This window comes from Bradyrhizobium sp. (genome assembly GCF_016462955.1).
In the GTDB taxonomy this organism is placed as follows: Bacteria; Pseudomonadota; Alphaproteobacteria; order Rhizobiales; family Xanthobacteraceae; genus Bradyrhizobium.
Genome location: NZ_JAEMSD010000196.1, coordinates 1 through 11,497, shown reverse-complemented (window position 1 = coordinate 11,497; position 11,497 = coordinate 1). Strand labels below are relative to the sequence as shown.

The following is an 11,497-nucleotide window of genomic DNA, read 5'->3' as shown; positions in this document are numbered from 1 at the left end:
TGGTTACGGTGGCGCTGCCGCGCGTCCGCGACTTCCGCGGCCTGAACCCGAAGAGCTTCGACGGCCGCGGCAACTACTCGCTCGGCATCAAGGAGCACATCATTTTCCCCGAGATCGACTTCGACAAGGTCACGGAAGCCCGCGGTATGGACATCACCGTCTGCACCACGGCCAAGACCGACGACGAGGCGAGGGCCTTGTTGACCGCTTTCAATTTCCCGTTCCGGCAGTGAGACGCTGACCTAGAGCCTCTCAAACGCGGATACCCAGGAGCCAAGCATGGCAAAGAAGAGTTCAGTCGAGAAGAACAACCGGCGCAAGCGGATGGTGAAGAACGCCGCCGCCAAGCGCGAGCGGTTGAAGGCGATCATCGCCGACAAGACGCTGCCGATGGAGGAGCGGTTCGCCGCGACCCTGAAGCTGGCGGAAATGCCGCGCAACTCGTCGGCGACCCGGATCCGCCTGCGTTGCGAGCTGTCGGGCCGCCCGCGCTCGAACTACCGCAAGAACAAGCTGTCCCGTATCGCGCTGCGCGACCTTGGCTCCAAGGGCATGGTCCCGGGCCTCGTGAAGTCCAGCTGGTAAGGAGGGTCGTTTAGATGTCTACGCACGATCCAATCAGCGATCTGATCACCCGTATCCGCAACGCGCAGATGCGTTCGAAGACCAAGGTCTCGACGCCCGGTTCGAAGATGCGCGAGAACGTGCTCGAGGTTCTGAAGGCCGAGGGCTACATCCGCGGTTACGCCACGCTCGAGCATTCCTCGGGCCGCAGCGAGATCGAGATCGAGCTGAAGTATTTCGACGGCGAGCCCGTCATCCGCGAGATCGAACGCGTTTCCAAGCCGGGGCGCCGCGTCTACGCCTCGGTGAAGAACCTGCCGCGGGTGAACAACGGACTCGGCATTTCGGTGTTGTCGACGCCGAAGGGGATCATGGCCGACCACAGCGCGCGCGACGCGAATGTGGGCGGTGAAGTCCTCTTCACGGTGTTCTGAGAAGGATTTTCGATCCATGTCACGTGTTGGCAAAAGGCCTGTGGCGGTTCCGTCCGGTGTGACCGCGACCGTCGATGGGCAGACCGTCAAGATGAAGGGGCCGAAGGGCCAGCTTCAGTTCGTCGTCCACGACGACGTCGAGGTGAAGCTCGAGAACGGCCAGGTCAAGGTCAAGCCGCGAGCCGAGACCAACCGCGCGCGAGCGCTGTACGGTACCGCTCGCGCCCAGGTCGCGAATCTGGTCGAAGGCGTCACCAAGGGCTTCGAGAAGAAGCTCGAGATCACCGGCGTCGGCTATCGCGCCGCGATGCAGGGCAAGAACCTGCAGCTCGCGCTCGGCTACAGCCATGACGTGATCTATCCGATCCCCGAGGGGATCACGATCACGGTGCCGAAGCCGACCGAGATCACGGTGGCGGGCAGCGACATCCAGCGCGTCGGCCAGGTCGCCGCCGAGATCCGCGCCTACCGTCCGCCGGAGCCCTACAAGGGCAAGGGCGTGAAGTATGTGGGCGAATTCATCTTCCGCAAGGAAGGCAAGAAGAAGTAACGGAGCCGGTCATGTCGAAAGCCAAGGTTACGAATGCCCGGCGCAAGCGGAGTGTGCGGCTGAAGCTGCGCCGCTCCGCCAGCGGCCGCCCGCGCCTGTCGGTGTTCCGCTCGTCCAAGCACATCTACGCCCAGGTCATCGACGACCTGAAGGGCGAGACGCTGGCCTCTGCCTCGTCGCTCGAGAAGTCGATGCGCGACGGCGGCAAGACCGGTGCCGACATCGATGCGGCGAAGGCGGTCGGCAAGTTGCTGGCCGAGCGCGCGGCCGAGAAGGGCGTCAAGGAAGTCGTGTTCGATCGCGGCAGCTATCTCTATCACGGGCGCGTCAAGGCTTTGGCCGATGCGGCGCGTGAGAGTGGGCTGAGCTTCTAACAGAATTTGAGGATTGGGGCGTAAGCCCCTGAAGGATTGGAAAAACCATGGCAGCTGAACGCGAACAACGTGGTGGACGCGATCAACGCGGCGGCGGACGTGAACGCAGGGAGCGCGAGGAGCGCGACAGCGAGTTCGTCGACAAGCTCGTCCACATCAACCGCGTGGCCAAGGTCGTCAAGGGCGGCAAGCGCTTCGGTTTCGCAGCGCTGGTCGTGATCGGCGACCAGAAGGGCCGCGCCGGCTTCGGTCACGGCAAGGCGCGCGAAGTGCCCGAGGCGATCCGCAAGGCGACCGAGTCCGCCAAGCGCAATCTGACCCGCGTCTCGCTGCGCGAGGGCCGCACGCTGCATCACGACATCGCCGGCCGTCATGGCGCGGGCCGTGTCTATCTGCGTGCAGCTCCGGCCGGTACCGGCATCATCGCCGGCGGCCCGATGCGCGCCGTGTTCGAGACGCTCGGCGTCCAGGACGTGGTGGCGAAGTCGATCGGCTCGTCGAACCCGTACAACATGGTGCGCGCGACCTTCGACGCGCTGAAGCACCAGGATTCGCCGCGTTCGGTCGCAGCCCGCCGCAACATCAAGGTGTCCACTCTGCAGTCGCGCCGTATCGGCGGCGATGCCGAGGCGGCCGCCGACTAACGGAAGCTTTTCGGAGTAGACCACGATGGCCAAGGCCGCAAAGACGATCAAGCTCGAGCAGACCGGCAGCGCGATCCGCCGCCATCACTCGCAGCGCTCGACCCTGATCGGGCTCAAGCTCAACAAGATCGGCCGTACCAGCGAGCTGCCGGACACCCCGGCGGTCCGCGGCATGATCGAGAAGGTTCACCATCTCGTCCGCATCGTCGACGAGAAGTAAGCAAAGGCGCGCGATCCCGGGAAACGGGAACCGGTTCTCGGTGAAGATCGTGCGCAAGACACAAGGAGAAGGGCGATGAAGCTCAGCGATATCGCCGACAATGCCGGCTCGCGCAAAAAGCGTATGCGCGTCGGCCGCGGCATCGGTTCGGGCAAGGGCAAGCAGTCCGGCCGCGGCGGCAAGGGCCAGACCGCGCGTTCGGGCGTGCGCATCAAGGGCTTCGAAGGCGGCCAGATGCCGATGCATCGCCGTCTGCCCAAGCGCGGCTTCAGCAACATCTTCCGCGTCGAGTTCGCCGAGATCAATCTCGACCGGCTCCAGGAAGCGGTCGACGCCAAGAAGATCGACGCCGGCAGCGTCGTCAACGTCGAGGCCCTGGTGAAGGGCGGCGTGCTGCGCCGCGCCAAGGCCGGCCTGCGGCTGCTCGGCCGCGGGGAGCTCAAATCCAAGCTCAACATCGAAGTGCACGGCGCTACCAAGACCGCGATTGCGGCGGTCGAGAAGGCCGGCGGCTCGGTGAAGATCCTCGCCCCTGCAAAGGAAGAAGGCGAGGCGGCGTAACAACTGCGTCATTGGCCCGCGCCTCGCGGGCCTTTACGCATGCGGGACGTGGACTTATCGAAGCCGAGCCCCAGATAATGTCCGGCGTCCGCTAATTCAGCCCGGCCGCGGGCATCAACGGCGCAACAGGCGGCGGGAGAAAGTCCAAGATGGTCTCTGCAGCGGAACAACTGGCAGCCAATCTCAATTTCGGCGCGTTCGCCAAGGCCGACGAACTGAAGAAGCGCATCTGGTTCACCCTGGGTGCGCTGCTCGTTTATCGGCTCGGGACCTACATTCCGCTGCCCGGCATCGACCCGAGCGCCTGGGAGCAGGTGTTCCGCTCGCAGGCCGGCGGCATCCTCGGCATGTTCAACATGTTCGCCGGCGGCGGCATCCACCGCATGGCGATCTTCGCGCTGAACATCATGCCGTATATCTCGGCCTCGATCATCATCCAGCTCCTCACGACCGTCTCGCCGCAGCTCGAGGCGCTGAAGAAGGAGGGTGAGGCCGGCCGCAAGACGCTGAATCAGTATACCCGCTATCTCACCGTCATCCTGGCCCTGTTTCAGTCCTACGGCATCGCGGTAGGACTTCAGGGCGCCGGCAATGTCGTCAGCGAACCTGGACTGTTTTTCCTGCTCTCGACCTCTATCACGCTGACCGGCGGCACCATGTTCCTGATGTGGCTCGGCGAGCAGATCACCTCGCGCGGCATCGGCAACGGCATTTCGCTGATCATTCTCGCCGGCATCGTCGCCGAGCTCCCCGCTGCGCTCGCCGGAATGCTCGAGCTCGGCCGTCAGGGCGCGATGTCGACCGGCCTGATCCTGGTCGTCATCGTCATGGCCGTCGTCGTGATCGCCTTCATCGTCTTCATCGAGCGCGCCCAGCGCCGGCTTCTGATCCAGTATCCGAAGCGCCAGGTCGGCAACAAGATGTTCGAGGGCCAGTCCTCGCATCTGCCGCTTAAGCTCAACACCTCCGGCGTGATCCCGCCGATCTTCGCGTCCTCGCTGCTTCTGCTGCCGACCACGGTTGCGAACTTCAACACCGGCAGCGGGCCGGAATGGCTCCAGTGGATCACCACCCAGCTCGGCCATGGCCGCCCGCTGTTCCTGATCCTGTATCTGGCGCTGATCGTGTTCTTCGCCTTCTTCTACACCGCGATCGTGTTCAACCCGACGGAGACCGCGGACAATCTGAAGAAGCACGGCGGCTTCATTCCGGGCATCCGCCCGGGCGAGCGCACCGCGGAATATATCGATTACGTGCTGTCGCGCATCACCGTGGTGGGTGCGATCTATCTGGCGATCGTCTGCTTGATCCCCGAGATCCTGATCTCCTACGCCTCGGTGCCGTTCTACTTCGGCGGCACCTCGTTGCTGATTGTGGTCAGTGTCACCATGGATACGGTGGCGCAGGTCCAGGGCTATCTGCTGGCGCACCAGTACGAGGGGCTGATCCGCAAGTCCAAGTTGCGGGGCCGCCGTAGATGAACAGGGAGCTCGCGCGCCGAATCGCTTTCACGATTGGCGCGCTGCTCCTTTTCAGGCTCGGCTCGCTGATCCCGATTGCGGGACTGGATGTTGCGTCCCTTTCGTCGCTGCCGAGCTTCAACGTCCGTCTTTCGCTCTTTTCGCTCGGCCTCATTCCCTATCTGACAGCGGCGATCCTTATCCGGTTGCTGTCGGTGGTGTGGCGCGGCCTTGATTTGCTCGAGCGGTCTGGCGAGGCCGGCCGGCGCAAGATCGCCCGTGCAACGCTCAGCATTACGCTGGCTCTTGCTGCTTTTCAGGCCTACGGCATCGCCTCCGCGCTGATTTCCATTCCGGGTCTCGTGAGACATCCGGACGGCTGGTTCGTGACGACGGCCACGGCCTCGATGGTCGGCGGCGTCTTCGTGCTGCTGTGGCTCGGCGAACAGATCACCCGCTACGGCATCGGCAACGGCCTTGCGCTGATCTTGAGCGTCGGCATCCTCATCTCGCTGCCGCAAGACGTCGCCGGCATCGCGAATCTCGTGCGGAGCGGGGCGATCTCGGGCAATCTGGTGTTCGTCCACGCTTTGCTCTGGGTCGTGACCGTCGCCGTGATCGTCCTGGTCGAAGGCGCGCGGCGAAACGTTCGGATCGAGTTCGGCCCGCTCGACGTCGGCGCGCGGCAATTGCCGGCCCGGGCTGGCGTTCTGCCGATCAAGCTCAACAGCGCCGGGTTCCTGATTCCGGTCACGGTGGCGCCGTGGATCTTCTTTCTGCCGCTTGCCTTTGCCGGCTTCTTCCTGGGCGGTGACCATCCCCTGGTCGCAGCGGCTTACCGACACCTCCAACTGGGGCAGCCAGCGCACATGATCCTCGTGTCGATCGCGGTGTTCGCGCTCGCCTTCGTCTACACCGCCTATGTCGTCAATCCCGAAGACGCGGCCAAATCCCTGGCGCGGCACGGCGGCACAATCTCCGGTATCGCGCCCGGCGAGGCGACAGCGAGCTATCTCGATCGTGTCGTGTCATTGACGACGGTGGTCGGAGCCGTCTACCTGACGGGCTTGCAGTTGATTCCGGAGGTGTTCGAGCTTTACGGGATCGGCCTGCCTTATAGTATGGTCGTCAATGGCGGCGAGGCGCTGGTTGTGGTCTGCACCGCTCTTGATATCAAAGCACAGGTGCGCGAGGTGTCGCTCACCAATTCGGGGGGCGTACGCCGATGAGAATTATACTTCTGGGACCGCCGGGGTCGGGCAAGGGGACCCAGGCGCAGCTCTTGGTGCAGCGCTATGGCATCGTCCAGCTCTCGACCGGCGAGATGTTGCGTGCAGCGGTTGCGGCCGGAACGCCTGTCGGGCTGAAGGCGAAGGAGATCATGGCCAGCGGCGGTCTCGTGCCTGATGAGGTCGTGGTGGGAATCATCTCCGACCGCATCGACCAGCCCGACGCCAAGAACGGCTTCATCCTCGACGGCTTCCCGCGCACCGTGCCTCAGGCCGAGGCGCTGGACGAGCTGCTCAAGCGCAAGCATCTCAAGCTCGATGCCGTGATCGAGCTTCGGGTCAACGAGAGCGCGCTGCTGAGCCGCGTCGAGGCGCGCGTTGCCCAGATGAAGGAGCGCGGGGAGGAGGTCCGGGTCGACGACACTCCGGAGGTCCTGACCAAGCGACTCGCCAGCTACCGGAGCCAGACGGAACCGCTGATTCACTACTATTCCGAGCGTCGGAAGCTCTCGACCATCGACGGCATGATGGCCATCGACGAGGTCACCCGGGCGATTCACCGCCAGCTTCTGGCGCTGGGGGCGGTGGAACCGAAGTCCCACGCCCGAAGCGCAGCCACTGCGACGCCGGCCAAGAGGACCAAGGCGGCAAAGAAAACGGCCGAAAAGCCGGTGAAAGCAGCCAAGAAAGCTGCAAAATCGGCCAAAACCGCCAAGAAGGCAGGCAAGAAGGCCGTGAAAGGTACCAGGAAGGCCGCCAAGAAGACCGTCAAGAAAGCGGCCAAGAAGTCCGCCCGGAAGACTGTCAAAAAGGGTGCCAAGAAGGCGGCAAAAAAGGTCACGAAAAAGCGAGCCAAGCGCTAGCAGCGGTTGACGAAAGCCCCCGGAATCCCCTAATAAGCCCCGCATCCAAGTCGGATAGTTTCAGACGATGCCGGGCCCCAGGAAGACCGGGGGTGGGCGTCGTGTTCGCGTTTGTGAACACCTGCCCGAGAACACAAGCACTTAAAGCCCGGTCCTGACGAGGATCGGCGACAGGAGAGAAGGCCGTGGCCCGTATTGCCGGCGTGAACATTCCCACCAACAAGCGCGTGCTGATCGCGCTCCAGTACATCCATGGCATCGGTCAGAAGATCGCCGGTGAGATCCTGGAGAAGGTGAAGATCCCCGTGGATCGTCGCGTCAATCAGCTCAGCGACGCCGAAGTGCTCCAGATCCGCGAAGTGATCGACCGCGATTATCTCGTCGAGGGCGATCTGCGTCGTGAGGTCGGCATCAACATCAAGCGTCTGATGGACCTCGGCTGCTATCGCGGCCTGCGTCATCGTCGCGGTCTGCCGGTTCGCGGCCAGCGCACGCACACCAATGCGCGCACGCGCAAGGGTCCGGCCAAGGCCATCGCCGGCAAGAAGAAGTAAGTTTTCGAATCCAATCGCGCGTGTGGCGATGCGGGGAGACCCGTTCGCCACGCGCTTTTCGTTCCACAGGTGTAGCCGCTGGCATTACGGCGGCGTTTGAGATCTTCAGGAAAGGGACTCAATGGGCAAGGAAGCCACCCGCGTTCGTCGTCGTGAGCGCAAGAACATCGCCTCGGGCGTCGCGCACGTGAACTCGTCGTTCAACAACACGACCATCACCATCACCGACGCGCAGGGCAATACCATCGCCTGGTCTTCGGCCGGCACGATGGGCTTCAAGGGCTCGCGCAAGTCGACCCCGTACGCCGCGCAGGTCGCCGCCGAGGACGTGTCCAAGAAGGCGCAGGAGCACGGCATGCGCACGCTGGAAGTCGAGGTCGCCGGTCCGGGTTCGGGCCGCGAATCGGCGCTCCGTGCGCTCCAGGCCGCGGGCTTCACCGTCACCTCGATCCGCGACGTGACTACGATCCCGCACAACGGTTGCCGTCCCCGCAAGCGTCGGCGCGTTTGATTTGACATGTTGCGGGCGCATCGGCGCCCGCAACGACTTTGCAAGAAGCCGCAGGTGCGACCTGCGGCCTTTCTCCAACGCCAGTATTTGATGCCTCAAATAGACTGGCCTGTATGGGTGAAACAGTGACGATCCAGAAAAATTGGCAAGAACTGATTCGGCCGAACAAGCTCCAGGTCACGCCCGGCAGCGATCCCTCGCGTTTCGCGACGATCGTCGCCGAGCCGCTCGAGCGCGGCTTCGGCCAGACCCTCGGCAATGCGCTGCGCCGCATCCTGCTTTCCTCGCTCCAGGGCGCGGCGGTGCAGTCGGTGCATATCGACGGCGTGCTGCACGAGTTCTCCTCGATCGCTGGCGTCCGTGAGGACGTCACCGACATCGTGCTCAACATCAAGGACATCTCGATCAAGATGCAGGGCGAAGGCCCCAAGCGCATGGTCGTGAAGAAGTCCGGCCCGGGCGTCGTTACCGCCGGCGACATCCAGACCGTCGGCGATGTCGTCGTGCTCAATCCGGACCTGCAGATCTGCACCCTCGACGAGGGCGCCGAGATCCGCATGGAGTTCACGGTCTCGACCGGCAAGGGCTACGTGCCCGCCGAGCGTAACCGTCCCGAGGACGCGCCGATCGGCCTGATTCCGGTCGACAGCCTGTACTCGCCGGTCCGCAAGGTCTCCTACAAGGTCGAGAACACCCGCGAGGGCCAGATCCTCGACTACGACAAGCTGACCATGACGATCGAAACCAACGGCGCGATCACGCCGGATGACTCGGTGGCTTACGCCGCCCGCATCCTGCAGGATCAGCTCAACGTGTTCGTCAACTTCGAAGAGCCCCGCAAGGAAGTCGCCCAGGAGATCATCCCGGACCTCGCCTTCAACCCGGCCTTCCTCAAGAAGGTGGACGAGCTCGAGCTGTCGGTGCGTTCGGCCAACTGCCTGAAGAACGACAACATCGTCTACATCGGCGACCTGATCCAGAAGACCGAGGCGGAGATGCTCCGCACCCCGAACTTCGGCCGCAAGTCGCTGAACGAGATCAAGGAAGTGCTGGCCCAGATGGGTCTGCATCTCGGCATGGAAGTGCCGGGCTGGCCGCCGGAGAACATCGACGAGCTCGCTAAGCGCTTCGAGGATCACTACTGAGTATTCGTCGTTCCGGGGCGGCTCGCAGAGCCGAACCCGGAACCTCGAACTTCCGGATCGCCGCTTCGCGCCGTCCGGAATGACCACCACGGGCGAACGCAGGCAGCCCACCTGAGCAACATGTCCGACGAACCGTCGCGGCAGTTTTAACGTAAGGACTACTCACATGCGTCACGGCAAGGTTCATCGGAAGCTCAACCGCACGGCCGAGCATCGCCGTGCGATGTTCGCCAACATGGCGGCCGCGCTGATCAAGCACGAGCAGATCGTCACCACGCTGCCGAAGGCCAAGGAGCTCCGCCCGATCGTCGAGAAGCTCGTCACCCTCGGCAAGAAGGGCGGTCTCTCGATGCGCCGCCAGGCGATCTCCGAGATGCGCGACAAGGATCAGGTCAAGAAGCTGTTCGACGTGCTCGCGACCCGCTACAAGGACCGCCAGGGCGGCTACACCCGCATCATCAAGGCCGGCTTCCGCTACGGCGACAACGCCGCGATGGCCGTGATCGAGTTCGTCGATCGCGATGTCGACGCCAAGGGCCAGGATTCCGGCCCGGTGCAGGAAAGGGAAGCCGAGGCGGCGTAAGCCGGCCGGCAGCCGAGTTTTCAGAAAGCGGCGCCCAGAGCGCCGCTTTTTTGTTGCGGTCGCTGCGCGCTGTCTCGTCTATATCTCAATGATCGGAATTGTGCAGTTGGCTGCATTGCCGAGGCATGGGCGATGGATGATTCAGAGTTGTGCCTTACGTACCGGCCTGACGACGATCGATGCTTAGGTGAGCTAACGGCGGCAGTGAGATCAGGCGCATTTTCTGGTCAAGGTACGGCCTGGTTCAACCGAACAGAAATAGAGGAGTGTCTCGTCGCGCCTCTCGGCACTTTCCCTTTGAGTTCGACTGCGCCGCCAAAAATAGAAGGCGGTATGGGAAACGACGACGATTTTCGGTGTCATCTTCGAGTGATGGTCAAGCCCTACAATTCCAGGGGTATCCTTCTCGTGCACGTCGACCTTGTTTCTGACTATTGGCGTCAAGCTTCCATTGTGGACGCACCGAATTCAGCATCTATTCGCTTCCTGACGGAATATGCACTCGTCAACACTTTCGCCAAGGAGCTTCAGCGGGTTCTGGAGGGCACGAAAGAGTGCGCAGTCCTGAAAGGCTACGCCAGCTGAAGCTGCTCTTTCGATCAGCACCTTGGAGTGAAAACGCTTCGCGGCGGTCATTCCAGCCTCACGGCTCGGTGAATGCAATTGCGGCTTCTCAAGCCGCACCCGATATCTCCGCCAACGTCAATGGAGATGACCAATGCACATCGACTTGTCCGGAAAGACCGCCCTCGTCACCGGCTCGACCGCCGGCATCGGCCACGCCATCGCCAAGGGCCTGGCAGCCTCTGGCGCCAGCCTCGTCATCAACGGCCGCGGCCAGGACAAGGTCGACGCTGCCGTGCGCAAGCTGGAAGGGACGGGCGCCAAGGTCCGCGGCATCGCCGCCGACGTGTCGACCGCTGCAGGCTGCAAGTCGCTCGTTGCGGCGCTGCCCGAGGTCGACATTCTCATCAACAATGCCGGCATCTTCGAACCCAAGGATTTTTTCGAGATCCCGGACGAGGACTGGACCCGCTTCTTCGAGGTCAACGTCATGAGCGGCGTGCGGCTGTCGCGCGCGTACATGAAGGGCATGCTCGCGCGCAATTGGGGCCGCATCGTCTTCATTTCCTCGGAGTCCGGGCTCAACATTCCCGTCGAGATGATCCACTACGGCATGACCAAGACCGCCCAGCTTGCGATCGCGCGCGGCCTGGCCCAACTCACCCGCGGCACCGGCGTCACCGTCAATTCCGTGCTGCCGGGACCGACCATGTCGGAAGGCGTCGAGACCTTCGTGAAGGATCTCGCCAAGCAAAACGGCCAGTCGGTGGACGAGGCCGCCGCCAACTTCGTTAGGCAGCATCGCCCCAGCTCGCTGATTCAGCGCTTCGCCAGCGTGGAGGAGATCGCCAACATGGTGGTCTATGTCGCCTCGAAGGAGGCATCCGCCACGAACGGCGCAGCGCTGCGCGCGGAGGGTGGCATCGTCAACACCATCGCCTGAGCGCCCGCGCGTCAGCAGTCCGGCTTTTGGTTCGGGGCACGATCGGCTAGATTAAGCCTCCATGCTCCGGACCTTCTCCACTCGCGACAAGCGGCGCGTCCGCCTGACCTATGCACGCTGGCGCCGGCGGGCGATTTTCCTGCTCGGCGGCGTGGCCGTCGGCGCAGCGGCCGTCGCGCTGGCGCAGGCCGCCGATCTGGCCCAGCAGGCCTTCGCGTTCCTGCTGGCGAAGTCGCGCTATATCGTGCTGGCGATCACGCCGCTCGGCTTCATGCTGTCGGCCTATCTGACCATCCGC

At 63.5% G+C, this 11,497-nt stretch carries 16 protein-coding genes and 2 pseudogenes; all 18 read left to right on the top strand.

Translation table 11 applies throughout. The annotated features are described in order from the left end of the window. Positions 1–233: pseudogene (locus JHD07_RS20135) on the top strand (50S ribosomal protein L5); the annotation flags it as partial. A 46-nt stretch (positions 234–279) separates the two neighbouring features. After that, a complete protein-coding gene (gene rpsN, locus JHD07_RS20130; protein WP_024342455.1) occupies positions 280–585 on the top strand; it encodes a 30S ribosomal protein S14 in 306 nt (101 codons plus the stop codon). A gap of 14 nt (positions 586–599) precedes the next feature. Continuing rightward, a complete protein-coding gene (rpsH, locus tag JHD07_RS20125) occupies positions 600–998 on the top strand; it encodes a 30S ribosomal protein S8 (protein WP_024342456.1) in 399 nt (132 codons plus the stop codon). A 16-nt stretch (positions 999–1,014) separates the two neighbouring features. Further along, complete coding sequence (gene rplF / locus JHD07_RS20120) at positions 1,015–1,548, top strand: 50S ribosomal protein L6 (protein WP_291625046.1); 534 nt, start codon at positions 1,015–1,017, stop codon at positions 1,546–1,548. Between the two features lie 11 nt (positions 1,549–1,559). Continuing rightward, positions 1,560–1,922, top strand: coding sequence for a 50S ribosomal protein L18 (gene rplR, locus JHD07_RS20115; protein ID WP_291625044.1), 363 nt, complete (start codon positions 1,560–1,562; stop codon positions 1,920–1,922). Positions 1,923–1,969: 47 nt separating this feature from the next. Then, the gene (rpsE, locus tag JHD07_RS20110) at positions 1,970–2,566 is read left to right on the top strand and encodes a 30S ribosomal protein S5 (RefSeq protein ID WP_014494507.1); all 597 of its coding nucleotides are present in this window, start codon (positions 1,970–1,972) and stop codon (positions 2,564–2,566) included. A gap of 25 nt (positions 2,567–2,591) precedes the next feature. Next, positions 2,592–2,786: a 50S ribosomal protein L30 gene (rpmD, locus tag JHD07_RS20105; protein WP_011088137.1), complete on the top strand. Its 195-nt coding sequence runs from the start codon at positions 2,592–2,594 to the stop codon at positions 2,784–2,786. A 75-nt stretch (positions 2,787–2,861) separates the two neighbouring features. Then, positions 2,862–3,347, top strand: coding sequence for a 50S ribosomal protein L15 (gene rplO, locus JHD07_RS20100; protein ID WP_291625041.1), 486 nt, complete (start codon positions 2,862–2,864; stop codon positions 3,345–3,347). A 149-nt stretch (positions 3,348–3,496) separates the two neighbouring features. Beyond that, the gene (secY, locus tag JHD07_RS20095; protein ID WP_291625039.1) at positions 3,497–4,828 is read left to right on the top strand and encodes a preprotein translocase subunit SecY; all 1,332 of its coding nucleotides are present in this window, start codon (positions 3,497–3,499) and stop codon (positions 4,826–4,828) included. Next, positions 4,825–6,036, top strand: coding sequence for a preprotein translocase subunit SecY (locus JHD07_RS20090; RefSeq protein ID WP_291625037.1), 1,212 nt, complete (start codon positions 4,825–4,827; stop codon positions 6,034–6,036). The genes secY and JHD07_RS20090 overlap by 4 nt, the downstream gene beginning before the upstream one ends. Then, entirely contained in the window at positions 6,033–6,899 is an 867-nt protein-coding gene (locus JHD07_RS20085) for an adenylate kinase (RefSeq protein ID WP_291625035.1), read from the top strand. Before JHD07_RS20090 ends, JHD07_RS20085 begins: the two co-directional genes overlap by 4 nt. Positions 6,900–7,084: 185 nt before the next feature. Beyond that, positions 7,085–7,453: a 30S ribosomal protein S13 gene (gene rpsM / locus JHD07_RS20080; RefSeq protein WP_008549231.1), complete on the top strand. Its 369-nt coding sequence runs from the start codon at positions 7,085–7,087 to the stop codon at positions 7,451–7,453. Between the two features lie 121 nt (positions 7,454–7,574). Then, a complete protein-coding gene (gene rpsK / locus JHD07_RS20075; RefSeq protein ID WP_007603045.1) occupies positions 7,575–7,964 on the top strand; it encodes a 30S ribosomal protein S11 in 390 nt (129 codons plus the stop codon). Between the two features lie 113 nt (positions 7,965–8,077). Next, positions 8,078–9,109, top strand: coding sequence for a DNA-directed RNA polymerase subunit alpha (locus JHD07_RS20070; protein ID WP_291625031.1), 1,032 nt, complete (start codon positions 8,078–8,080; stop codon positions 9,107–9,109). A 166-nt stretch (positions 9,110–9,275) separates the two neighbouring features. After that, positions 9,276–9,692: a 50S ribosomal protein L17 gene (gene rplQ / locus JHD07_RS20065; RefSeq protein WP_291625028.1), complete on the top strand. Its 417-nt coding sequence runs from the start codon at positions 9,276–9,278 to the stop codon at positions 9,690–9,692. Between the two features lie 132 nt (positions 9,693–9,824). Beyond that, positions 9,825–10,277, top strand: a complete 453-nt coding sequence (locus tag JHD07_RS20060; protein ID WP_291625026.1) for a hypothetical protein — start codon at positions 9,825–9,827, stop codon at positions 10,275–10,277. A 133-nt stretch (positions 10,278–10,410) separates the two neighbouring features. Further along, positions 10,411–11,199 (top strand): SDR family oxidoreductase, encoded by a 789-nt coding sequence (locus JHD07_RS20055; protein WP_291625024.1) that lies wholly within the window; start codon positions 10,411–10,413, stop codon positions 11,197–11,199. Positions 11,200–11,260: 61 nt separating this feature from the next. Continuing rightward, positions 11,261–11,497: pseudogene (locus JHD07_RS20050) on the top strand (chloride channel protein); the annotation flags it as partial.